The organism is Pseudomonas sp. LW8 (genome assembly GCF_041956865.1).
GTDB lineage: Bacteria > Pseudomonadota > Gammaproteobacteria > Pseudomonadales > Pseudomonadaceae > Aquipseudomonas > Aquipseudomonas siliginis.
On sequence record NZ_CP168138.1, the window covers coordinates 5144729 to 5167498 of the forward strand.

Consider the following 22770-nt stretch of genomic DNA (forward strand, 5'->3'; position numbering starts at 1 on the left):
TTCGCGAGCAGGCTCGCTCCCACAGGGGTTTTATGTGAGGCATGAAAAAGGCGACCAGGAGGTCGCCTTTTTTGTGTCCGGTAATCCTAGGTCGGCATGTTGCGCGCGTAGAAGATTTCCAGCATTTCGTGTTTCACACGGTCGGTCACCTGGGCACGCTGCTCGGGCGATAGGTTGCTGGTGGCGTCGCCGAACAGGTAGTTGTCCAGTTCGAAGTTCTTCAGCAGCATTTTGGTGTGGAACAGGTTTTCCTGGTACACGTTCACGTCGGTCATCTGGTACGCGTCGCGAGTGTCTTCGGAGAGGTAGTTCTGGATCGAGTTGATCTCGTGGTCGATGAAGTGCTTGTTGCCTTCAACGTCACGGGTGAAACCGCGCACACGGTAATCCACGGTCACGATGTCCGAATCGAACTGGTGAATGAGGAAGTTGAGCGCTTTGAGCGGTGAAATGACACCACAGGTCGACACGTCGATATCCACACGGAAGGTCGCAATACCATCGTCCGGATGGATTTCCGGATAGGTGTGCACCGTGATGTGGCTCTTGTCGAGGTGGGCCAGAATAATTTCGGGCAACGGGCCCGGCGATTCTTCGATCTGGCTGTCAGTCGGGGTTACCGGCTCTTCCGAAATCAGAATCGTGACGCTGGCGCCCTGGGGTTCATAGTCCTGACTGGCGATGTTCAGGATGTTGGCACCAATGATCTCGACAACTTCTGTGAGAATCTGCGTCAGGCGTTTCGCGTTGTACTCTTGATTGATGTACTCAACGTAAGCCTGCTGGTCTTGCGGGGTTTCCGCGTAGCAGATGTCATAGATGTTGAAGCTCAAGGTCTTTGTCAGGTTATTGAACCCGTGGAGCTTGAGTTTGCTTTTCACCGTTAAAAACTCTCTATGTATGCGGCGCGGCCGCGTGATCAAGCATGCCCGTCAAGTGCGAACAACGCACCTGCGTAGGACGGTTAACACCTCTTCGCGATGGCGATTTTGGTTATCTGTTCAGGCGGATGACCCGTCGGCTGACCGATCACTGCCCTGAAAAAAGTGGCGCATTATGCAGACGTCAGCGGGGGATCGCCAGAGTCTGCACTGCTTTTATGATAGTTGAATGTCGGTTCAGCCGAGTTCGACGATTTCATAATCGTGGGTGATTGCCACGCCAGCCGCGCCGAGCATGATCGACGCCGAGCAATACTTCTCGGCCGACAGCTCGATGGCGCGCTTGACCTGAGCTTCTTTCAAGCCCCGGCCCTTGACCACGAAGTGCATGTGGATCTTGGTAAAGACCTTGGGATCTTCAGTCGCACGCTCGGCATCGAGAAAGGCTTCACAGCTTTCAACGGCCTGGCGCGACTTCTTCAGGATGCTGACCACGTCGAAGTTGCTGCAACCGCCGACACCCAGCAAGAGCATTTCCATCGGGCGAACCCCGAGGTTACGGCCACCGGCGTCCGGCGGGCCGTCCATTACCACGACATGACCGCTGCCGGATTCGCCGAGGAACATGGCTTCGCCAGCCCATTGGATGCGTGCCTTCATCGCCCAGACTCCACTGTAAAAAAAGGGTCGCCAGCTTAGCACAGCGCTTTGTCCCGACAGGAACGACGTCCTAGGACGGATGCTTTCTGGCTGTAGGTAATTTCTCGAATTTACGACGAAGTGTCTGGTAAGCTGGCGCCAATTCGCTGGCGCCAATTCGTCAGCTCTGTAGCGACCGCCTTCAGCGCCTCATAAAAACTCAAACATCACCGTGCAGTCTTTTCGGGATACAACCATGGTTGCTATTACCCCCACACCCAAAATCAAGAACATCGACAAGCTGTTGATGCATTGCCAGCGCCGGCGTCACGCGGCCAAGAGCAATATCATCTGCGCCGGGGATCGCTCGGACACGCTGTTTTTCATCATCAAAGGCTCGGTCACCATCCTCATCGAAGACGACGATGGTCGCGAGATGATCATCGCTTACCTGAACGCCGGGGATTTCTTCGGCGAACTGGGTCTGTTCGAGCAGGCAGGTCAGGAGCAGGAGCGCAGCGCCTGGGTGCGTGCCAAGGTTGAATGTGAAACCGCAGAAATCAGTTACGCCAAGTTCCGCGAGTTATCGCAGCAGGATCCAGACATTCTTTACGCCCTCAGCGGACAAATCGCACAACGCCTGCGCAACACCACGCGCAAAGTCGGCGACCTGGCATTTTTTGACGTCACCGGCCGCGTCGCCCGCTGCCTGCTGGAGTTGTGCAAACAACCGGACGCCATGACTCACCCGGACGGCATGCAGATCAAGGTCACCCGCCAGGAGATCGGCCGGATTGTCGGTTGTTCACGGGAGATGGTCGGCCGCGTGCTCAAGGATCTGGAAGAACGCAACCTGGTCGATGTGAAAGGCAAGACCATGGTGGTCTTCGGCACGCGCTAGACGTAAATCTGCGCCAGCATCAAACGAAACAATTCATCGAGACGCGCCAATGCCTGTGGCGCGTTGAATTTCTCATGCAGGGCGATGTGGCTTTGCGCCCTCACCCGCTGATCCAGGCCGCAGGCTTCATTGAAGCGATTGACCGCAGCAACCATCGCTTCGCGCTCGTCATCCATCAGCATCGCACCATGCACCAGGCTAACCGGACGCTGGCCTCCCTGACTCTGGCGCCAGCGCTGGGCGGTGCCGACCATCTTGCGACCGTCGAGATTGACGTTGAAACGGCCGTCGCAGAATGCGCCGTCGATTTCCCCGACCGACGAGGTGCCACCCAACTCATCCAGCAACTGACAGATCGGATCGCACAGGCGGCGGTAGCCGGTTTCGATGCGGTTCAGATCGCCTTCGCTGCGAGGCGGGGCATATACCAAGGCAATGTTGACGGTCGCAGCGGATTGCGGGACGGGCTCACCGCCGGTTTCACGCAACAGCACCGGCCAGCCAGCAGCAGCGGAAACTTCGCAGGCGTGGTCGAAATGCGGGAGACGGTTGAGGCGGCGCGGCATGACCAGCGCGCGATCGGTGGGTTGCCAGAACAGCAGGCCGAATTCGGCGTCGCCGGCGCAGACCGAGGCCAGCAAGTCCTGTTCGGCTTGCAGGCCGGATTCGATGGTCAGCGGGGTTGGCAGCGACATGGTGAGCTCCGGCAGATTGAATCTCTTTAGCGGAATTTAGCGCCCCTTCGCGAGCAGGCTCGCTCCCACAGGGGGAAATGCATTCCAAATGTGGGAGCGAGCCTGCTCGCGAATGAGGTCGACTCGGTCAGTCGAGGGTCGAACCACTGATCGGCACACCACGCTCCGGAAAGAACAGGCGCTGCAATTCAATGCCCGGATTTTCCGCGCGCATGAACGCTTCGCCGACCAGGAACGAGTACACATCGCTGATTTCCATCAGCTCGACGTCGGCCCGATTGAGGATGCCGCTCTCGGTGATCACCAGGCGATCGCGCGGGATGCGCGGCAGCAGGTCGAGGGTGGTTTCCAGACTGACGTCGAATGTGTGCAGGTTGCGGTTGTTGACCCCGACCAGCGGCGTGTCGAGGGTCTTCAGCGCGCGCTCCAGCTCGTCACCGTCGTGCACCTCCACCAAGACGTCGAGACCGACGCCTTTGGCCACGGCGGCCAGCTCGGCCATTTTCACGTCGTCCAGGGCGGAGACGATCAACAACACGCAATCGGCGCCAAGCGCGCGGGCTTCAACGATCTGGTACGGATCGATCATGAAATCCTTGCGGATCACCGGCAATTTGCAGGCGGCGCGCGCCTGTTGCAGGTAGGCATCGGCGCCCTGGAAGTAGTCGATATCGGTCAGCACCGACAGACAGGTGGCCCCACCCTTTTCGTAGCTCTTGGCAATGTCTGCCGGCACGAAGTCTTCGCGGATCACGCCTTTGCTCGGCGAAGCCTTTTTGATTTCGGCAATCACGGCCGGTTGCTTCTTCTTCGCTTGCGCCAGCAAAGCCTGGGCAAAACCACGGGGTGCATCGGCCGCCTTGGCCAGACTTTCCAGCTCGCTCAGGCTGACCCGAGCGCTGCGCTCGGCGACTTCCTCAACCTTGCGCGCCAGAATGTTTTCCAGAACCGTCGGTACACTCATCCTTCATTCTCCACTTTGAATACCGCGGTAAAGGCACCCAGCTCCTCGAGCTTTTCCCGAGCGAGGCCGGTGTGCAGCGCATCGTGCGCCAGCTCCACACCTTGTTTCAGACTGCTTGCGAGGTCGGCGGCATACAGCGCCGCACCGGCATTGAGCACAATCATCTCGGCAGCTTTCTGGCCGTTTTCGGTTTTGCGCTTGCCGAGGGCATCACGGATCAGCGCCAGCGACGCTTCCGGGCCTTCAACCGACAGGCCGTGCAGGCTCTGGCTCTTCATGCCGAGGTCTTCCGGTTCGACCCAATACTCAGTGATTTCGTTGTTTTTCAATTCAGCGACAAAGGTCGGCGCGGCGAGGCTGAATTCATCCAGACCGTCCTTCGAATGCACGACCAGCACGTGTTTGCTGCCCAGTCGCTGCAAGACCTCGGCCAATGGCCGGCACAGCGCCTGAGTGAACACGCCGACTACCTGATGTTTCACACCGGCCGGATTCGTAAGCGGGCCGAGCATGTTGAACAGCGTGCGCAGGCCGAGTTCGCGGCGCGGGCCGGCGGCGTACTTCATCGCTTTGTGGTGAGTCTGGGCGAACATGAAACCGATGCCGACGTTGTCGATGCAGCGCGCGACCTGCACCGGGGTCAGGTTCAGATAAATGCCGGCAGCTTCCAGCAGATCGGCACTGCCGCTCTTGCCGGACACCGCGCGGTTGCCGTGCTTGGCGACGGTGCAACCGGCGGCTGCGACAACAAAGGAAGACGCGGTCGATACGTTGAAGATATTCGCACCGTCACCGCCGGTGCCAACCACATCGACGACGCCGTCGAGGGTTTTCAGCTCGACCTGATCGGCCAGCTCGCGCATCACCGACACGGCGCCGACGATTTCGTCAATGCTTTCGCTCTTCATGCGCATGGCCATCATGAACGCGCCGATCTGCGCTTCGGTGCACTGACCGGTCATGATTTCGCGCATCACATCGCGCATTTCATCGGTGCTGAGGTCGAGGTGTTCGACGATACGGCTCAGGGCTGTCTTGATATTCATGGGAAGTCCTTAGCGCGTGCCGCCGGTTTGTTTGAGGAAATTGGCAAACAGTTCATGACCCTGCTCGGTGAGGATCGATTCGGGGTGGAACTGCACACCCTCGATGTTCAGGGTCTTGTGACGCAGGCCCATGATCTCGTCGACCGAGCCGTCATCGTGCTGGGTCCATGCGGTCAGCTCGAGGCAATCGGGCAGGCTGTCGTGCTTGACGATCAGCGAGTGATAACGGGTAACGGTGAGCGGATGATTGAGGCCGGCAAACACGCCCTTGTCCTCGTGGAATACCGGGCTAGTCTTACCGTGCATGACTTGGCGGGCGCGGACTACATCACCGCCGAAGGCCTGGCCGATGGACTGGTGGCCGAGGCAGACGCCGAGGATCGGCAGTTTGCCGGCGAAGTGCTTGATCGCGTCGATGGAAACGCCCGCCTCGGTGGGCGTGCACGGCCCCGGGGAAACCACGATGCGCTCGGGATTCAGCGCTTCGATTTCGGCGATGGTCAGTTCGTCGTTGCGCACCACTTTGACCTCGGCACCCAGCTCGCCGAGGTATTGCACAACGTTGTAGGTAAAGGAGTCGTAGTTGTCGATCATCAGCAACATGGCGTTTCGAACCTCTTGAATTCTGACTTGATGACAGCCTTCAGATGACTTGCCCGCAGGGCGCTGCGCGATGTCGGACGCGCAGAGGGCGCCAGCACAGCGGCATTTCAAACAGACAAGGAAGGCAAAGCGATACAGATCCGGCGGAGCCGGCAGAGAAGATTCAGGCGCGCCAACGCCAGCGGGCGTGTGCCTTGATGACTTGATCCAGGAGTTTGCTGGTGATCAACACGGGGAAGGTCTCGTTCATACGTTCCGGCACAGTAACTTAGCTGGGCGGAGCGTGCAATATGGCGGGGCCTGCGGGTTATAAAACGGCAGAAGGATTCGCGACCGATGGCAAAATGCCGAAAGTTTTTGGTACTGTCGTTTCGTTCACCTACAACAATAAATAAACGGACTTGCTCATGATCAGACAGACGTTGTTTGTACCGCTGGCCAGCTGCTTGCTCGCACTCGCCTGCGCCCAGGCCAATGCAGCGCCCAATCCTTATTCCAGTTTCATCGTCTTCGGTGACAGCCTCAACGATGCCGGCACCTTCGCCGACACGGGCGGCCCGGCGGGCTCCACCGAGCGTTACACCAACCGTACCGGGCCGGTGTATCAGGATGGCAGCGGCGAAGTTTTTTCATTGAATTCCACCCAGTTGCTCGGCGGCCGCCTGGGCTTTTCGGCCGACCAGACAGCCTCTTCCAGCTCCGCGGTGCGCGCGGAAAACGGCCAGCCTGACGGCAACAACTGGGCGGTCGGTGGTTATCGCACCGACCAGATTCTCGACTCGATCACCACCCAATCTGCCACCGGCGAACGCACCCGCGCCGGTTACCTGCCGTCGAACGGCTTCCGCGCCGACCCGAATGCGCTGTATTACATTTCCGGTGGCGGCAATGATTTCCTCCAGGGCCGCATTCTCAGCCTGCCCCAGGCCAACGCCGCAGCCGATCGACTGGCCGATAGCGTGCAAACCCTGCAGACCGCCGGCGCCAAATACGTGATGGTCTGGCTGCTGCCCGACGTGGGCCTGACACCTGCTCTGAACGGCACGCCGCTGCAAGCGTTCAGCAGCACCCTCGCCAACCAGTTCAACAGTCAGTTGGTGACGCGCCTGCAAGGCATCGACGCCGAAGTCATTCCGCTGAACATTCCGGTGCTGCTCTCGGAAGTCTTCGCCGATCCCGGACGCTTTGGTCTGGCTACCGACCAGAACCTCACCGCGACCTGCTTCAGTGGCAATAGCTGCACGGAAAACGCCCGTTACGGGATCAACAGCGCCACGCCGGATCCGACCAAGCTGATCTACAACGATGGCGTACACCCGACCGAATCCGGGCAAAAACTGATCGCCGATTACGCCTATTCGCTGTTGGCTGCGCCATGGGAATTGAGCCTGCTACCTGAAATGGCCCACGGCACCGTGCGCGCGCATCAGGATGAATTGCGCAACCAATGGCAGGCGGACTGGGAGAACTGGCAAGCGGTCGGCCAATGGCGTGCGATTGTCTCGGCCGGCGGACAGCATCTGGATGTCGACAGCCAAAGCAGCGGCGCCAGCGCCGATGGCAGCGGTTACAACCTCAACGTCGGCGGCAGCTATCGCCTCAATGAGGCCTGGCGCGTGGGCGTGGCGGCCGGTTTGTACCGGCAGAATCTCGAGGCCGGGCACAACGATTCCGACTACAAACTCAACAGCTACATGGCCACCGCGTTCGCCCAGTTCCAGCAGAACCGCTGGTGGGCCGACGCGGCGCTGACCGGCGGCAAACTCGACTACGACAACCTCAAGCGCAAGTTCGACCTCGGCGCCAGCGAGGGCGCGGAGAAAGGCGATACCGACGGCAGCCTGTGGGCGTTCAGCACGCGCCTGGGCTATGACATTGCGCAACCGGGCAGCCAATGGCATCTGTCGCCGTTTGTCAGCGCCGATTACGCCAGTGTCGATGTCGACGGTTACTCGGAAAAGAGCAACCGCGCCACCGCGCTGACCTTCGATGACCAGAGCCGCGATTCGAAACGCCTGGGCCTGGGGATTCAAGGCAAGTACAACTTCACCGCGCAAACCCAGGTGTATGGCGAATACGCCCACGAGCGTGAGTACGAAGATGACGTGCAGAAGGTCAACATTGCCCTCAATACCCTGCCGGCCAATGACTTCACCCTTGAAGGCTACACACCGGCGAGTCACCTGAACCGCTTGAGCCTGGGTGTCAGTCACAAGCTGACGGCTGATCTGGCGCTGCGTGGGGGTTATACGTTCCGCAAGGATGATGACTTCAAGCAGCAGGGATTGAATGTCGGGGTTGTGCTGGATTTCTGAGTCGTAGATGCAAAAAAGCGGCGCCTGTCAGGGCGCCGCTTTTTTTATGCCTCAACACAAAACCCAATGTGGGAGCGAGCCTGCTCGCGAAAGCGCTGGGTCAGTCAGCATCAACGGTGACTGACTCACCTCTTCGCGAGCAGGCTCGCTCCCACATGGGAAATTGCGTGGATCAGGCGTCCGGGGTTTGCTCGGCCAGGGCCACGGCGCGGAACATCGCGCGGCGTTTGTTCAGGGTTTCTTCCCATTCCAGCGCCGGCACCGAGTCGGCGACGATGCCGCCGCCGGCCTGCACGTGCAATTCACCGTTCTTGATCACCGCCGTGCGAATGGCAATGGCGGTGTCCATGTTGCCGTTCCAGGCGAAGTAACCGACCGCACCGCCGTACACGCCACGCTTGACCGGCTCAAGTTCGTCGATGATTTCCATCGCGCGAATTTTCGGCGCACCCGACAACGTACCCGCCGGCAGGATCGCCCGCAGTGCGTCCATCGCGGTCAGGCCCGACTTCAACTGGCCGGTGACGTTGGAGACGATGTGCATCACATTGGAATAACGCTCGATGACCATTTTCTCGGTGAGCTTCACCGAACCGATTTCCGAAACGCGCCCGGTATCGTTGCGGCCCAGATCGATCAGCATCAAGTGCTCGGCGATCTCCTTGTCATCCGAGAGCAGGTCCTGCTCCAGCGCCACATCGGCTTCTTCGGTGGCGCCGCGTGGGCGCGTGCCGGCGATCGGGCGCACGGTGATCAGATTGTCTTCGACGCGCACCAGCACTTCCGGCGAACTGCCGACGACGTGGAAATCGCCGAAGTTGAAGAAGTACATGTACGGCGTCGGGTTGAAGCAACGCAGCGCGCGATACAGATCGATCGGCGCAGCCTTGAAGTCGATCGACATGCGCTGCGACGGCACCACCTGCATGCAGTCGCCAGCAAGGATGTATTCCTTGATGGTGTCGACGGCTTTTTCGTAATCGTCCTGAGTGAAACTCGAACGGAACACCGGATCAGCCGATTGCTGTTTGCTGAAATCCAGGCCACGACGCGGGGTGATCGGCTGACGCAGTTGCTCGAGCAGTTCCTGCAAACGCGCCTGACCTTGCTCGAAGGCATCGGTCTGCGCAGGGTCGGCGAGGACGATCGCGTGCATCTTGCCAGCCAGGTTGTCGAACACCACAACGGCGTCGGAGACCATTAGCAGAATGTCCGGCACGCCCAGCGGATCCGGGTTCGGGCATTTGCCCAGACGCTTCTCGACATAGCGCACACAGTCATAACCGAAGTAACCGACCAGACCACCGTTGAAGCGCGGCAGGCCGGCGATGGTCGGCACGTTGTAGCGCGCTTTGAAGGTTTCGACGAACGCCAGCGGGTCTTCAACCTCGTGGCTTTCGGTCTCGACGCCATCAACGCTGATGCTGACGTGATGGTCGTGCACCCGCAGCACGGTGCGGCACGGCAGGCCGATGATCGAGTAACGGCCCCATTTCTCACCGCCCTGCACCGACTCGAGCAGGTAGGAGTTGGGCTGGTCGGCCAGTTTCAGGTAGATCGACAGCGGCGTGTCGAAGTCGGCCAGGGTTTCGCAGGCCAACGGGATGCGGTTATAGCCGTCAGCGGCCAGACGCAGGAATTCTTCGCGATTCATAAGGTGCCTCGTGGGGTGAGGTGCAATCAGTCAGGTATGCAAACGCGCCGGCACGGCCGGCCAGAATCAGTCAGGCGCGCCAACGCCAACGGGCCAGGGCCTTGATGACTTTCATCCAGAGTTTGCGGGTGACCACCACGATGGCGTTTCCAGAAGGGGGTTGAACAGCGTCGGGCAACGTTATCCCACCGGCCAGATCCAGGCAACCGGGAATTAGTTTGCGCAAATCGTCGATCACCAGTGCTGGGGATTCCTCGGCAATCGGCCGGCCATGGTTGTAGCCATAACTCAGCGCCACACACTTGACCCCCGCTGCTTTCGCGGCCTGCACATCACTGCGCGAGTCGCCGACGAACAACGATTGCGAGGCCGGAATGTTGGCCATTTTCATCACGAAAAACAGCGCCGCCGGGTCAGGCTTCTTCTGCGGCAGGGTATCGCCGCCGATGATCCACTTGAAGTAGCGCCCGATCTTCATCTGATCGAGCAGCGGCGCGACGAAGCGCTCCGGCTTGTTGGTGATCAACGCCATGGCCACGCCTTGCTTGTGCAGCCACTTGAGCGTGTCGCGCACACCGGGATAGACCACGGTCAGTTCATGGCTGGCGCCGTACGCCTCCATGAAAATCTCCAGTGCACGCTCGGCTTCAGCGTCGTCCACTGCCGAGTGATCGATACCACCCGCCAAGGCCCGACGCACCAGCACCGGCGCGCCATTGCCGACCCATTCGCGCACCGCTTCGATAACTGCCGGCGGACGGCCGAGGGAGAGCAGCATGGTGTCCACCGCCGCTGCCAGGTCGGGAACCGAATCGATCAGCGTGCCATCCAGATCGAACATCACCAACCGTGGCAGCTGCCCCGGGAACAACTGCTCAAAACCGCTCATGGGCGCGCCAGCGCCAGTTCGGAACGCATCTTGTCGATGACTTCCTGATAGTTCGGCGCGTTGAAAATGGCCGAGCCGGCGACGAAGGTGTCAGCGCCAGCAGCGGCAATTTCGCGGATGTTGTTGACGTTGACGCCGCCGTCGATTTCCAGGCGGATGTCGCGCCCCGAGGCGTCGATGATCGCCCGCGCTTCGCGCAGTTTGTCGAGGGTGCCGGGAATGAACTTCTGCCCGCCGAAGCCCGGGTTGACGCTCATCAGCAGAACCATGTCGACCTTGTCGATCACGTACTTGAGCACGTCCAGCGGGGTCGCAGGGTTGAACACCAGACCGGATTTGCAGCCACCTTCGCGGATCAGTTGCAGCGAGCGATCGACGTGCAAAGTGGCTTCCGGGTGGAAGGTGATGTAGGTCGCGCCGGCTTCAATGAAGTCGCCGACGATGCGGTCCACCGGGCTGACCATCAGGTGCGCGTCGATCGGCGCGGTGACGCCGTACTTGCGCAGCGCCGCGCAGACCATCGGGCCGATCGTCAGGTTGGGCACGTAGTGGTTGTCCATGACATCGAAGTGGACGAAGTCGGCGCCGGCGGCGAGAACGTTGTCCACTTCCTCGCCGAGGCGGGCGAAGTCGGCGGAGAGGATCGACGGAGCAATTACGAAGGGCTGCATGACGCACCTGTGCTGAGCTAAATCACGATGGCGCGCATTGTATACCTCAAGTTTCCACGCGCGCACCGGGACCGCGATGATTGGGATGTGCCATGTGCCCTCAGCGCCCGCGCCTCAGTAAGCCGCGCGGTAGATCTTCTCGATGTCGCCGGCGCTGAGTTTGCGCGGGTTGTTGCGCATCAGCCGCTCGATGCCGGCGGCCTCCACGGCCATCGCTGGGATCGCTTCCTCCGGCACGCCGAAACTGCGCAGTCCGGCAGGGATTTCCACCGCCGCGCACAGGTCGGTCATGGCGTGCACGGCTTTGTCCGCGGCTTCGCTGGCGCTCAGATGCGCGGTCTTCACGCCCATGGCTTCGGCAATATCCTGCATGCGTTCGACACAGGCCATTTTGTTCCAGGTCATCACATAGGGCAGCAGCAAGGCGTTGCTGACACCGTGGGCAATGTTGAAGCGCCCGCCCAGCGGATACGCCAACGCATGCACCGCACCCACCCCGGCGTTACCGAACGCCATACCGGCCATGAGGCTGGCGGTGGCCATGTCTTCGCGCGCTTGCAGATTGGCGCCGTTGGCGTAGGCCTTGGGCAGAGCGCTGGCGATCAGCTTGATTGCGCCGATGGCGAGGGAGTCGGTGATCGGCGAGGCGTTCACCGACAGATAGGATTCGATAGCGTGCACCAGTGCATCGACGCCACTGGCAGCAGTGACGCTGCGCGGACAGGTCAGGGTCATCTGCGGGCTGACCAGCGCCACATCCGGTAGGAGATAGTCGCTGACGATGCCTTTCTTCAACTGCGCGACCTTGTCGGAGAGGATCGCCACGTTGGTGACTTCGGAACCAGTGCCGGCGGTGGTGGGGATGGCGATCAGCGGCGGGCCTTTGCGCGGGACTTGGTCGACGCCGAACAGATCCTCCAGCGCGCCGTGATATCCGGCGTAGGCGGCGACACTTTTGGCAATATCGATGGCGCTGCCACCGCCAAGGCCGATCAAACCGTCATGCCCGCCTTCGCGATAGGCGCGCATGCAGTCTTCGACGATGGCGATTTCCGGATCGGGCAGTACACGGTCGAAAATCTCGTACTCGCGCCCGCCGAGTTGCACCAGCGCCAGTTCGACAGTACCGGACTTGACCAGCGCGGCGTCGGTGACGATCAGCGGGTTATCGATGTCCAGACGGGTGAGTTCGGCGGCCAGTTGTTCGATGGCTGCGGCGCCGGTGATCAGTTTGTGGGCGATTTTGAACTGGGACAGACTCATCGTGCGCAGCCTCTTATAGATGTGGGAGCTGGGCACAAGATTAGCTGGGGATTTGGGGTTGTCTGCTATTCAGGGTGTGAATGGTTGATCGGATAGGAAGATCAAGAGCCCCTCACCCTAACCCTCTCCCGGAGGGAGAGGGGACTGACCGGGTTGTACTCTCGAAATACATCGACCTGAATTACCGAGTCGAACTCCGGCCGCGAAAGCCACGAAGATCTGCTCCCTTCCCCCTCGCCCCCTTGGGGAGAGGGCTGGGGTGAGGGGTGGCTTTTGACCTTGATCTCAGACCTGCGCAGTACGCAGTTTCTCGCTACGCCCGCGCAGCCATTCCAGGGTCAGCAGCAGAATCACCGAGAAGGCAATCAGCAACGTCGCAGCAGCCGCAATCGTCGGACTGAGGTTTTCGCGAATCCCGCTGAACATCTGCCGAGGCAATGTCGCCTGCTCAGGCCCGGCGAGAAACAGCGTCACCACCACTTCATCGAAAGAAGTCGCAAAGGCAAACAGCGCCCCGGAAATCACTCCCGGCGCAATCAGCGGCAAGGTCACCCGGCGGAACGCCGTCAGGGGTGAAGCACCCAGACTCGCCGCCGCACGCACCAGATTGTGATTAAAGCCCTGCAAAGTCGCCGACACCGTGATGATCACAAACGGCACACCCAATACCGCATGCACGACAATCAGTGAGAAGAAGCTGTTGCCCAGCCCCAGCGGCGCGAAGAACAGATAGCTGGCCACGCCAATGATCACCACCGGCACCACCATCGGCGAAATCACCAGCGCCATCACCAGCGACTTGCCGGGGAAGTCGCCACGGGTCAGGCCAATCGCCGCCAGCGTGCCGAAGATCATCGCCAGCACCGTTGCCGCCGGGGCGACGATGATGCTGTTCTTCAGCGCGCGCATCCATTCCGCCGAGGCGAAGAAGTCGTGGTACCACTGCAGCGAGAAGCCCTGCAGCGGATAGACCAGAAAACTCCCCGAGTTGAACGACAGCGGAATGATCACAAGCACCGGCAGGATCAGGAACAACAGGATCAGGCCGCAGAGAATCCGCAGGCTGTAGAACCACACCCGTTCAATGGGCGACATGTAAGGACTCAGCATCGCAAATTCCCCTTAGCTCAGGCGCAGGCGACTGGCGCCGACCAGCCAGCTGTAGATCAGATAAAGCACCACGGTCGCCAGCAACAGCAAGCCGCCGAGCGCGGTGGCCATGCCCCAGTTGATGCTGGTGTTGGTGTAGAAAGCGACGAAGTAGCTGACCATTTGGTCGTTCGGGCTGCCGAGCAGCGCCGGGGTGATGTAGTAGCCGATGGCGAGGATGAACACCAACAGGCAGCCGGCGCCAACGCCGGCGTAGGTCTGCGGGAAGTACACCCGCCAGAAACTGGCGAACGGATGACAGCCGAGGGAAATCGCCGCGCGCATGTAGGTGGGCGAGATGCCTTTCATCACGCTGTAGATCGGCAGAATCATGAACGGCAGCAGAATGTGCACCATCGAGATGTACACGCCGGTGCGGTTGAACACCAGTTCCAGCGGTTTATCAATGATGCCCATGGCCAGCAGCGCACTATTGATCAGGCCGCCGGATTGCAGCAGCACGATCCACGCGGCGACCCGCACCAGAATCGAAGTCCAGAACGGCAGCAGCACCAGAATCATCAGCAGATTGCTCTGCCGCGAAGGCAGGTTCGCCAGCAGGTAGGCCAATGGATAGGCGAGCAGCAAGCAGATCACGGTGATGACCAGGCCCATCCAGAAGGTGCGGGCGAAGATGTCGAGGTAGATCGCCTGATCCGGGGTGGCCGGGGCCAGTTCGCCGAGATCATCGATACGGTGATCGACTGCCGCCAGCAGGTAATACGGAGTGATGCTGCTGGTGTTGCGTTTCACCGCTTGCCAATAAGCCGGATCGCCCCAGCGCTCGTCGAGCGCTTCCAGCGCTTCCTTAAAAGAAGCCGGTTCGCTGGCGAACGGCAGCGCCCGGGCGGTTTTGGTCAGCAGGCTGCGGTAGCCGGCCAACTCCATGTTCAAACGCTTGGACAGATCGCCCAGCGTCTGGTTTTTGCGGGCTTCGGCGAGGTCTTCGCTGGCCGCCTTGTACACCGGCTCGGCGGGCAGACCACGGCCGTCCCAACTCGCGATGGCAGTGACAGTGCGCGGCATGCCGCCAACCACTTCCGGGTTGCCGACGCTTTTATAGAGCAGCGCCACGATCGGCACCAGAAACACCAGCAGCAGAAACAGCACCAGCGGCGCAATCAGTGCCTGGGCCTTCCAGCGGTTGACCCGCTCGGCGTGCTTGAGCTTCTGCTTCAAGGTGGGGCTGTTGCCCTCGTTCAGGGGAACGGCGATGGCCATGACGTACTCCGCAAATCTTTGATCGTTACAGAGGTGGCGAACCACCTCTGTTGCGTTGAAACACTGCTACCTGTGGGAACGAGCCTTCCTGTGGCAGCGAGCCTTTGTGGCGAGGGGATTTATCCCCGTTCGGCTGCGCAGCAGTCGTAAAACCTGAGAATGCGGTTTACCTGACCCACCGAGCGGGTATGGCTTCGGGGCTGCTTCGCAACCCGACGGGGATAAATCCCCTCGCCACAAAGCGCCCTTGCCATCTCCATACAGGTAAATAAGTGGTTATTTCGCCGCCCAGGAATTGAAACGCTGCTCCAGTTGCTCGCCGTTGTCAGCCCAGAAGCTGACGTCGATCTGCACCTGGTTGGCGATGTTTTCCGGGGTGGTCGGCATGTCTTTCAGGACATCCTTGGCCAGCAGCGGCACAGCCTGGGTATTGGCCGGGCCGTAGGCGATGTTTTCCGAGTAGGTCTTCTGCTGCTGCGGCTGCACCGAGAAGGCAATGAACTTCTTCGCCGCTTCGGCGCGTTTGGCGTCCAGACCTTTCGGGATGGCCCAGGCGTCGAAGTCGTAGATGCCGCCGTTCCATACCACTTTCAGGTTGGATTCTTTCTGCACCGCCGCAATGCGACCGTTGTACGCCGAGCTCATCACCACGTCACCGGAAGCGAGGTACTGCGGCGGTTGTGCACCGGCTTCCCACCACTGAATGCTTGGCTTGAGCTCATCGAGCTTCTTGAAGGCGCGATCCTGGCCGCCCTTGCTCGCCAGCTCTTTGTAGACGTCTTTGGGCGCCACGCCATCGGCCATCAGCGCGAATTCGAGGGTGTACTTGGCGCCTTTGCGCAGGCCGCGCTTGCCCGGGAATTTCTTGGTGTCCCAGAAATCCGCCCAACTGGTCGGTGCGGTTTTCAGCTTGTCTGCGTTGTACGCCAGTACGGTCGACCAAACGAAGAAACCTACGCCGCACGGCTGAATGGCGCCTTTGACGTAGTCTTCGGTCTTGCCGAACAGGGCCGGGTCGAGTTGCTCGAACATGTCTTCGTCGCAACCCCGGGACAGCTCTGGCGATTCAACTTCGACCAGATCCCACGACACGCTCTTGGTGTCGACCATGGCTTTGACCTTGGCCATTTCGCCGTTGTATTCGCCGGCAACGATCTTGCCGTTGCCCGCCGCTTCCCACGGTGCATAGAAGGCTTTGACTTGCGCCGCCTTGTTCGCCCCGCCAAACGACACCACGGTCAAGTCCGGGCCGGCGGCCATTGCGCCGGTCGCACCCATCAGGCCCAGAGTCAGGGCGGTGAACTTCAGGGATCTCAACATTTATTGTTCTCTCCACGTGCAGGGTTGGTGTTGGTATTGCCGGGGCGCTTAGTGCGCCTCTAAAAGCGGATCGAGCGCACGAACGTGCTCGATCTGCCAGCCAAGCGGTACCACGTCGCCGACGCTGAGCGCAGGATCGAGCTCGGCAATCGGTTGTTTCACGAAGAAGTCGGTCTTGCCGCAGACTTCCAGGCGCACCCGGACGTGGTCGCCCAGATAGATGAATTCCGCCACCCTCCCTGAGAAGCGGTTGACGCATTGATCGCTCGAACCGTTGAGGCTGACGCGCTCCGGACGGATCGACAGGGTCACCGGCTCGCCGGTCTGGCCAACGTTGACTGCCAGTGCCTCGACCTTTTCGCCACGCCCCAACTCGACCACGCAGCGCTCGCCACTCTGGCTGAGCAGGCGGCCGTTGAGGCGGTTGTTCTCGCCAATGAAGTTGGCGACGAAGGTGTTTTTCGGTTCTTCGTAAAGCGTGCGCGGTGGCGCGATCTGCTGAATCTCGCCTTGATGGAACACGGCAACGCGGTCGGACATGGTCAGTGCTTCACCCTGATCGTGGGTCACGTAGACCACGGTCACGCCAAGGCGCTGGTGCAGGTGCTTGATCTCCATCTGCATGTGTTCACGCAGTTGCTTGTCGAGGGCGCCCAGCGGTTCGTCCATCAACACCAGTTGCGGCTCGAACACCAGCGCGCGGGCCAGTGCCACACGCTGCTGCTGACCGCCGGACAACTGCGCCGGATAGCGCGAAGCGAACGCATCGAGCTGAACCATGCTGAGGACTTTCTTCACCCGCTCGCTGACATCGCTTTTGTTCAAGCCGCGCACGGTCAACGGGAAAGCAAGGTTCTCCGCGACAGTCATGTGCGGGAACAACGCGTAGTTCTGGAACACCATGCCGATATCGCGCTTGTGCGGCGGCACGTTGTTGATCGAACGCCCGGACAGGAGGATTTCACCGGCTGTCGGCGTTTCGAACCCGGCGAGCATCATCAGGCTGGTGGTCTTGCCGGAACCGGACGGCCCGAGCAGGGTAAGAAATTCGCCCTTGCGAATGTCCAGGTTGAGGTCTTTGACGATCAGGTTCTCGCCGTCGTAGCTCTTCTGCACACCACGAAAGCTGACCAGCACATCACTGGTCCCTGCGCTTGTATCGACCTGGCTCATACCCACACCTTTGTTGTTGATGACTGCTTGTTCATCAAGCCTAGTGGCTGGCGGCGGCCACGCAAATCGGGGTGCAGGAGAGAATCGCTTAAGCGCAATGGAAGGTTGGGGGTAGGGATTGCCCTACAAGGATGGCGCTAATGGATAAAGCAGTGGTGAGGGGTAAGCGGCGAGCCGCAAGTAAAGGCAAAAGCGTTTGTCGCTAACAGATATGCCAACGCGGTCTCATGTAGGAGCTGCCGAAGGCTGCGATCTTTTGACCTTGCTGTTTATAAGATCAAAAGATCGCAGCCTTCGGCAGCTCCTACAGGGGCGGGCGGGGTCAAAGGAGTTTGTGCTCCATCGCATATTTCACCAGCTCCGCCAGCGAGGTGATGTTGAGCTTCTGCATCAGCCGCGCCTTGTGCGTGCTGATGGTTTTGCTGCTCAAGGCCAGTTGCTGGGCGATGTCGTTGACGTTCGCGCCCTGAGCGAGGCGTTCGAACACCGAGAATTCGCGTTCTGACAACAGCGAATGCAGCGGCCGGGTATCGGTCAGGCCGACTTCGAAGACCATGCGGTCGGCCAGTTCCGGGTCAATGTAACGCCCGCCCGCTGCGACTTTGCGGATCGCCGTGAGCAGCAGCGCCGGATCGCTGTCCTTGGTCGCATACCCGGCCGCGCCGACCTTCAACGCGCGCGCGGCCATTTGCGCTTCGTCGTGCATCGACAGCACCAGAATTGCTGGCGGATTGTTCAGCGCCCGAATGCGCGGGATCGCTTCCAGGCCATTGACCCCGGGCATGGAGATGTCCAGCAGCACCACCTCGCAAGGTACGCTGCGCAGGGTTTCGAGCAGTTGCTCGCCATTGCTCGCCTCCCCCACCACTTGCAGATCCTTGGCCAAGCCGATCAATTGCTTGATGCCCTCGCGGACGATGGTGTGGTCTTCAGCTACCAATACACGGATCACGTTGTTCTCCAGATTTCAGGTACACACCAGTCCCTGTGGGAGCGAGCCTGCTCGCGAAGGTGTCAGCACTCACAATACAAAACTTCAGACCTCACTTACCGGCACCCACACTTGAAGACTGGTGCCCTCCCCCGGCTCACTCACAAGCTCCAGCCGCCCGCCCATGATCAGCACCCGCTCACGCATGCCGACCAGACCAAACGAGGTCGGCCGACCCTCGGCGGCGACAAATCCTACGCCATCATCGCTGACGGTCAGACACAATTCATCGCCCGCAAGCACCAGCGTCAGCTCCACCGTGTGCGCCTGAGCATGGCGCATCACGTTGGTCAGCGCTTCCTGCAGAATCCGGAACAGCCCCACCGCTTTGGCATCGCTGAGCGCCGGCAGGTTGTCCGGCACCTGCACCAGACACGGAATCTGCGTGCGCGCCTCGAACCGCCGCGCCTGCCACTCGATCGCCGAGGCAATCCCGGCATCCAGAATCGGCGGACGCAACGCGGTCGCCACATCGCGCACCAGCTGAAATAACTGTGCGATCAGGCGCTTCATGCTGTTGAGCCGCTCGTTCAGACCGGGATCGAGTTGCGCGTAGGCCAATTCGCACATCGATGTCTCCAGTTTCAGCACGGTGAGCATCTGTCCCAACTCATCATGGACTTCCCGGGCGATACGCGCCTTCTCTTCTTCGCGCACGCTCTCCAGATGCGCCGACAATTCGCGCAGTTGCTCGCGCGAGGCCGCCAGTTCCAGCTCGATGCGTTTGCTTTCGCTGATGTCCCAGACGATGCCGTCCCACACATAGGCGCCGTCCTCCAACTGGCGGGTGATTGCCTTGATCTCGGCCCAGCGCTGCTCACCCTGGCGCGTGACGATGCGGCCCTGCCACGACCAGTCGCTGTCAGTGTCCAGCGCCTGATCCTGGGTACGGTGATAACTGGCCCTGTCATCGGGGTGCACCAGGCTGCGCAAGCCCATGTCGCGATGAGCGATGGCTGCCGGCGCATAACCGACCAGACTTTCGCTGCCTTCGCTGATGTAGGCAAAGTCGATCTGCCCGGTGACCGGTGCCCGCTCCAGCCTGAACACCAGACCCGGAACGTTGGCGGCGATGCCTTGCAGGCGCGCCTCGCTTTCCTGCAAAGCGGCGAGCGCGCGGCGGCGGTCGGTGACGTCGGTGAGGTAGACCACCAGATATTCACTGTCGCGAAAACGCAGAAAGCTCAGGGAAACGTCCGCCGGCAGCACACTGCCATCGGCGCGCAGGCAGCTGGTTTCGAAGCTCAGCGGCCCTTCTTCACTGGCCCGTGCACGCTTCCACAGATTGAGCCAGCGATCCATGTGCAGGCCGGGCTCGAAATCGATCAGCGGCCGTTCGATCAGCCCGCCCGAGGGATAGCCGAGCATGTTTTCCGCCGCGCGGTTGGCGTAGCGCACATGGCTGTCCCAATTGACCCAGAGGATGCCGACGGTGCTTTGATCGATGGAAAACTGCGTCAGCCGCAGCGCCTCTTCACTGGCCGCGCGCAACGCGATGTCCTCGCGGGCGCTGAGCAAGCGTTGTTCGAGGCTGTGTTGTTGGCGCCGCTGCCAGACCACGATTGCCGCGCAACTGAGCAGCATCACCGCGAACAACAGGCTGAGGTTCTGCCAGAACCCCGGCGATTCGGTCAGCCGTGGGTACTTCGGCTGCAGCCATTGGTTGTGCAGTTGTTCCAGATCCTTGGCCGGTATTGCGCGCAAGGCGCTCTGGACGATGCCGGCCAGTTCCGGCCAATCGCGCCGCGAGGCCACGCGCAGCAACTGCGGCAGGCCGATATCGCCGACCACCACCAGTTCGGCAAACTCCGGCTCCACCGACAGACGCCCCAACTGCGCTTCGTCGACCACCGCGTAGGAGGCTTGCTGACTCAACAGCAGCTGCAAGGCCTGACGTTCCAACGGCACGCCTTGCAAATTCAAGTGCGGATAGTTGCTGCGCAGATAATCGGCGGTGCTGCTCGGCATGCGCACGGCGACGCGGGTCTGGCTGTCGAGCTTTTCCAGATCGACCGCGCCGCTGCTTTTCTGATCGCTGACCACCAGTTGCGGCACGCGCATGTAGGTGTCGGAAAACTGCCAGAGGCGCAGCGCGCTCGGGGTCTGGCTGAGGCCCGGAGCGATGTCGATCTCGCCCTCGCGCAAAGCGTTTTCCAGCGCCCCGAGATCCTGGAAGTTGCGCCAGCTCAGCTCCACGCCCAAGGTTCTGGCGAGCAGCTTCATCAACTCGACATTTGCCCCGGACAATCGCTGCAAGCGCCGATCGTAGGTCGCGTAAGGCGCCTGCAACACCAGGCCGACGCGCAATTCGTTGTGCTGCGCCAGCCATTGCTGCTGCTCTGGCGACAATTGCGCGGTATGGCCCGGCGGCGCAGGCGCCGCCCAGCCCATCAAGGGAAACCACAAACAGCCGATAACCCACAGGCAGCAAAATCGCTTCATTGAAGTCTCATACACTGACAAATTCTGACCAACCCATTAGGCTGCCGGGATACTTTTCTGGCCTGGAATAACCGATGCCCTCTGTCTACCGCCTGGCACTGCCAGCATTGTGCCTGTCGCTGATCCTGCCTTGTGCGTTTTCCGTCGAAGCCGCCGACCCGGCGCCTGCCGCCACGGATAAACCCGCCGAAGAAAAACCGGCCGAGCGCCAGCCACTGCTTGAGCGTAGCCAGGAAGAGGCCGCCGCACTGCAACGTAAACTGCCGGCGCAAGAGCAGCAACAACTGCAGGCTGGCAGCGACACTTTCCTCGCCCTGTGGAAACCGGCCAACAGCGCCGAACCCAAAGGCGCGGTGATCATCGTTCCCGGTGCCGGCGAAACCGCTGACTGGCCGCAGGCAATCGGCCCGTTGCGACGCAAATTGCCGGATGCCGAGTGGAGCAGCCTGAGTATCACCCTGCCGGATCTGCAAAGCGACGCCATTGCTCCGCGCGTAATCGAACCGGCCGCCGCGCCGAAAGCCCCGGAAACCACAAGCAAAGACGCCACCACCGCACAACCGATCGAACAGGCCGCTGGCGGTGAAGCGGAAGTCGCCGAACAGGTAGTGGCCGAGACCAGCGAAGAACAAACCAAAGCCGACGCCGAGCGCATTTTCGGACGCATCGACGCAGCGATTGCCTACGCCGAACAGCAGAGCGCGCGCAGCATTGTCGTGCTCGGTCACGGCACCGGCGCCTACTGGGCGGCGCGTTTTCTCAGTGAGAGACAAACGCCGCAGGTGGAGAAACTGGTCATGGTTGACGCGCAAGCACCGGCCAAAGCCCTGCCGCCACTCGCTGAACTGACGCCGACGCTGAAGCTGCCGACGGTGGATATTTTCTACATGGACAGAGCGCTGGATCGCAACGCGGCGCTGGAGCGCATGCAGGCGAGCAAGCGCCTGAAGACCTCGGCGTTCAGCCAGGTGGCGCTGAAGGTGTTGCCGGACAAGAAGGCTGAGCAGGAACAATTGTTTCGGCGGGTGCGGGGCTGGTTGAATCCTCAGGCTGTTGACTGACTGTCACACCGAATCGCCCTTAATTCGCGAGCAGGCTCGCTCCCACATTGGATCTATGCACAATTCAATGTGGGAGCGAGCCTGCTCGCGAAGGGGCAAGCACAAGCAACACCCATCTAACTTCTAGCGAAAATCCCGCCGCTCGCGAATCAGCGTATAGGCGCTATGCAATTCCCGCGTCCGCTCGGTCGCATCACGCACCTGCGCCGGGGTCGCGCCGCTGCCGGCGATCTTGTCCGGGTGATGGCGACTGAGCAAACGCCGGTAAGCGCGCTTGATCTGTGCCGGCTCGCTGCTCGCCGACACCCCAAGCAGCTTCATCGCCTCCTGATAACTCACCGCCGCACTGACGATCGGCCGCTTGCCCGGCTCGTAATCGCTGGCCAGCGCTTGCACCTGCTGCGACGTCCAGCCGAGCCACTTGCCCCACTGCGCCAGCAACTCGCGTTCGCTGACCCCGGCGCGACCATCAGCCCAAACCATTCGCCAACAGGCGCGCAACACACCTTCGGCCGCGTGCGGTTGCGCACTCAAACGACGCAGATAGCCGCGCAGATTGTCGCTGCCGGACTTGCCGCGATTGAACGCGGCAATCGCCCGCCGAGTCGCCGGCTCGCTCATTTCCAGCGCGCGCATTTCATTGCGCGCCTGCTGGATATGCCCGTCAGTGACGCGCCCGTCGCTCTTGGCCAGACGCCCGAGCAACACGAACAGCAGTTCATCGTTACGCAGCATCGGCCGGCCGCCGAGCTTCTCGCGTAAGTGTCCCCAGCTCTGCAAGTGCAGGCGCCGATCCAGCGCCTGCCCCAACAACGCCCCAAGCATGGCCCCCGGAATGCTGGCAATCGCGTACCCCACTCCGGCTCCAATCAGAGTCCCTGGCCACAGCATC

General features: G+C 60.9%; 20 protein-coding genes. 3 read left to right on the forward strand and 17 right to left on the reverse strand.

The features are described from left to right. Positions 1-86: 86 nt before the first annotated feature. Both speD and AB9L16_RS23375 read right to left on the reverse strand, forming a co-directional pair. Complete coding sequence (speD, locus tag AB9L16_RS23370; RefSeq protein ID WP_024014530.1) at positions 87-881, reverse strand: adenosylmethionine decarboxylase; 795 nt, start codon at positions 879-881, stop codon at positions 87-89. A gap of 237 nt (positions 882-1118) precedes the next feature. Further along, positions 1119-1541 (reverse strand): OsmC family protein, encoded by a 423-nt coding sequence (locus AB9L16_RS23375; RefSeq protein ID WP_016772921.1) that lies wholly within the window; start codon positions 1539-1541, stop codon positions 1119-1121. A 235-nt stretch (positions 1542-1776) separates the two neighbouring features. Between AB9L16_RS23375 and crp the strand changes: the two genes are divergently transcribed. Beyond that, on the forward strand, positions 1777-2421 hold the full coding sequence (gene crp / locus AB9L16_RS23380; protein ID WP_041476679.1) for a cAMP-activated global transcriptional regulator CRP: 645 nt from the start codon (positions 1777-1779) through the stop codon (positions 2419-2421). Here the strand turns inward: crp and AB9L16_RS23385 are convergent. The 4 genes from AB9L16_RS23385 to AB9L16_RS23400 form a co-directional block, all read right to left on the reverse strand. Continuing rightward, positions 2418-3116, reverse strand: coding sequence for a biotin/lipoate A/B protein ligase family protein (locus tag AB9L16_RS23385; RefSeq protein WP_375122766.1), 699 nt, complete (start codon positions 3114-3116; stop codon positions 2418-2420). The genes crp and AB9L16_RS23385 overlap by 4 nt on opposite strands. Positions 3117-3243: 127 nt before the next feature. After that, positions 3244-4080: an indole-3-glycerol phosphate synthase TrpC gene (gene trpC, locus AB9L16_RS23390; protein WP_041476681.1), complete on the reverse strand. Its 837-nt coding sequence runs from the start codon at positions 4078-4080 to the stop codon at positions 3244-3246. Then, complete coding sequence (trpD, locus tag AB9L16_RS23395; RefSeq protein WP_041476682.1) at positions 4077-5126, reverse strand: anthranilate phosphoribosyltransferase; 1050 nt, start codon at positions 5124-5126, stop codon at positions 4077-4079. Before trpD ends, trpC begins: the two co-directional genes overlap by 4 nt. Positions 5127-5135: 9 nt before the next feature. After that, entirely contained in the window at positions 5136-5729 is a 594-nt protein-coding gene (locus AB9L16_RS23400; RefSeq protein ID WP_041476683.1) for an aminodeoxychorismate/anthranilate synthase component II, read from the reverse strand. 407 nt (positions 5730-6136) lie between these two features. Between AB9L16_RS23400 and estP the strand changes: the two genes are divergently transcribed. Continuing rightward, positions 6137-8044, forward strand: coding sequence for an esterase EstP (gene estP, locus AB9L16_RS23405; protein ID WP_375122767.1), 1908 nt, complete (start codon positions 6137-6139; stop codon positions 8042-8044). A gap of 172 nt (positions 8045-8216) precedes the next feature. Here estP and trpE read toward each other — a convergent pair whose 3' ends face one another. The 10 genes from trpE to AB9L16_RS23455 form a co-directional block, all read right to left on the reverse strand. Further along, positions 8217-9698 carry an anthranilate synthase component I gene (gene trpE / locus AB9L16_RS23410; RefSeq protein WP_024014533.1) on the reverse strand — a complete coding sequence of 494 codons (1482 nt, stop codon included), beginning with the start codon at positions 9696-9698 and terminating at the stop codon, positions 8217-8219. Between the two features lie 70 nt (positions 9699-9768). After that, entirely contained in the window at positions 9769-10587 is an 819-nt protein-coding gene (locus AB9L16_RS23415) for a phosphoglycolate phosphatase (RefSeq protein ID WP_375122768.1), read from the reverse strand. Next, positions 10584-11258 (reverse strand): ribulose-phosphate 3-epimerase, encoded by a 675-nt coding sequence (rpe, locus tag AB9L16_RS23420; protein ID WP_007918813.1) that lies wholly within the window; start codon positions 11256-11258, stop codon positions 10584-10586. The genes AB9L16_RS23415 and rpe overlap by 4 nt, the downstream gene beginning before the upstream one ends. A gap of 114 nt (positions 11259-11372) precedes the next feature. Continuing rightward, positions 11373-12521, reverse strand: coding sequence for an iron-containing alcohol dehydrogenase (locus AB9L16_RS23425; RefSeq protein ID WP_375122769.1), 1149 nt, complete (start codon positions 12519-12521; stop codon positions 11373-11375). A 285-nt stretch (positions 12522-12806) separates the two neighbouring features. After that, positions 12807-13631 carry an ABC transporter permease gene (locus tag AB9L16_RS23430; protein WP_016772909.1) on the reverse strand — a complete coding sequence of 275 codons (825 nt, stop codon included), beginning with the start codon at positions 13629-13631 and terminating at the stop codon, positions 12807-12809. Between the two features lie 12 nt (positions 13632-13643). Then, on the reverse strand, positions 13644-14891 hold the full coding sequence (locus AB9L16_RS23435; protein WP_375122770.1) for an ABC transporter permease: 1248 nt from the start codon (positions 14889-14891) through the stop codon (positions 13644-13646). Between the two features lie 276 nt (positions 14892-15167). Next, positions 15168-16211, reverse strand: a complete 1044-nt coding sequence (locus AB9L16_RS23440; protein ID WP_016772907.1) for an ABC transporter substrate-binding protein — start codon at positions 16209-16211, stop codon at positions 15168-15170. Between the two features lie 48 nt (positions 16212-16259). Further along, the gene (locus AB9L16_RS23445; protein WP_252868383.1) at positions 16260-17384 is read right to left on the reverse strand and encodes an ABC transporter ATP-binding protein; all 1125 of its coding nucleotides are present in this window, start codon (positions 17382-17384) and stop codon (positions 16260-16262) included. Between the two features lie 322 nt (positions 17385-17706). After that, positions 17707-18336 (reverse strand): response regulator transcription factor, encoded by a 630-nt coding sequence (locus AB9L16_RS23450; protein WP_003228820.1) that lies wholly within the window; start codon positions 18334-18336, stop codon positions 17707-17709. An 84-nt stretch (positions 18337-18420) separates the two neighbouring features. Beyond that, the gene (locus AB9L16_RS23455) at positions 18421-20817 is read right to left on the reverse strand and encodes a PAS domain S-box protein (RefSeq protein ID WP_375122771.1); all 2397 of its coding nucleotides are present in this window, start codon (positions 20815-20817) and stop codon (positions 18421-18423) included. Between the two features lie 74 nt (positions 20818-20891). On the opposite strand from AB9L16_RS23455, the gene AB9L16_RS23460 reads away from it, so the two are divergent. Next, entirely contained in the window at positions 20892-21878 is a 987-nt protein-coding gene (locus tag AB9L16_RS23460) for an alpha/beta hydrolase family protein (RefSeq protein ID WP_375122772.1), read from the forward strand. Positions 21879-22001: 123 nt separating this feature from the next. On the opposite strand, the gene AB9L16_RS23465 is transcribed toward AB9L16_RS23460, so the two are convergent. Next, complete coding sequence (locus AB9L16_RS23465) at positions 22002-22769, reverse strand: TerB family tellurite resistance protein (protein WP_056786687.1); 768 nt, start codon at positions 22767-22769, stop codon at positions 22002-22004. Position 22770 lies beyond the last annotated feature (1 nt).

Bases quoted from the DNA above. Each gene is read 5' to 3' on its own strand.
- AB9L16_RS23375 (WP_016772921.1), bottom strand. From the start codon at position 1,541: ATGAAGGCACGCATCCAATGGGCTGGCGAAGCCATGTTCCTCGGCGAA.
- crp (WP_041476679.1), top strand. From the start codon at position 1,777: ATGGTTGCTATTACCCCCACACCCAAAATCAAGAACATCGACAAGCTG.
- AB9L16_RS23385 (WP_375122766.1), bottom strand. From the start codon at position 3,116: ATGTCGCTGCCAACCCCGCTGACCATCGAATCCGGCCTGCAAGCCGAA.
- trpC (WP_041476681.1), bottom strand. From the start codon at position 4,080: ATGAGTGTACCGACGGTTCTGGAAAACATTCTGGCGCGCAAGGTTGAG.
- trpD (WP_041476682.1), bottom strand. From the start codon at position 5,126: ATGAATATCAAGACAGCCCTGAGCCGTATCGTCGAACACCTCGACCTC.
- AB9L16_RS23400 (WP_041476683.1), bottom strand. From the start codon at position 5,729: ATGTTGCTGATGATCGACAACTACGACTCCTTTACCTACAACGTTGTG.
- estP (WP_375122767.1), top strand. From the start codon at position 6,137: ATGATCAGACAGACGTTGTTTGTACCGCTGGCCAGCTGCTTGCTCGCA.
- trpE (WP_024014533.1), bottom strand. From the start codon at position 9,698: ATGAATCGCGAAGAATTCCTGCGTCTGGCCGCTGACGGCTATAACCGC.
- AB9L16_RS23415 (WP_375122768.1), bottom strand. From the start codon at position 10,587: ATGAGCGGTTTTGAGCAGTTGTTCCCGGGGCAGCTGCCACGGTTGGTG.
- rpe (WP_007918813.1), bottom strand. From the start codon at position 11,258: ATGCAGCCCTTCGTAATTGCTCCGTCGATCCTCTCCGCCGACTTCGCC.
- AB9L16_RS23425 (WP_375122769.1), bottom strand. From the start codon at position 12,521: ATGAGTCTGTCCCAGTTCAAAATCGCCCACAAACTGATCACCGGCGCC.
- AB9L16_RS23430 (WP_016772909.1), bottom strand. From the start codon at position 13,631: ATGCTGAGTCCTTACATGTCGCCCATTGAACGGGTGTGGTTCTACAGC.
- AB9L16_RS23435 (WP_375122770.1), bottom strand. From the start codon at position 14,891: ATGGCCATCGCCGTTCCCCTGAACGAGGGCAACAGCCCCACCTTGAAG.
- AB9L16_RS23440 (WP_016772907.1), bottom strand. From the start codon at position 16,211: ATGTTGAGATCCCTGAAGTTCACCGCCCTGACTCTGGGCCTGATGGGT.
- AB9L16_RS23445 (WP_252868383.1), bottom strand. From the start codon at position 17,384: ATGAGCCAGGTCGATACAAGCGCAGGGACCAGTGATGTGCTGGTCAGC.
- AB9L16_RS23455 (WP_375122771.1), bottom strand. From the start codon at position 20,817: ATGAAGCGATTTTGCTGCCTGTGGGTTATCGGCTGTTTGTGGTTTCCC.
- AB9L16_RS23460 (WP_375122772.1), top strand. From the start codon at position 20,892: ATGCCCTCTGTCTACCGCCTGGCACTGCCAGCATTGTGCCTGTCGCTG.
- AB9L16_RS23465 (WP_056786687.1), bottom strand. From the start codon at position 22,769: ATGCTGTGGCCAGGGACTCTGATTGGAGCCGGAGTGGGGTACGCGATT.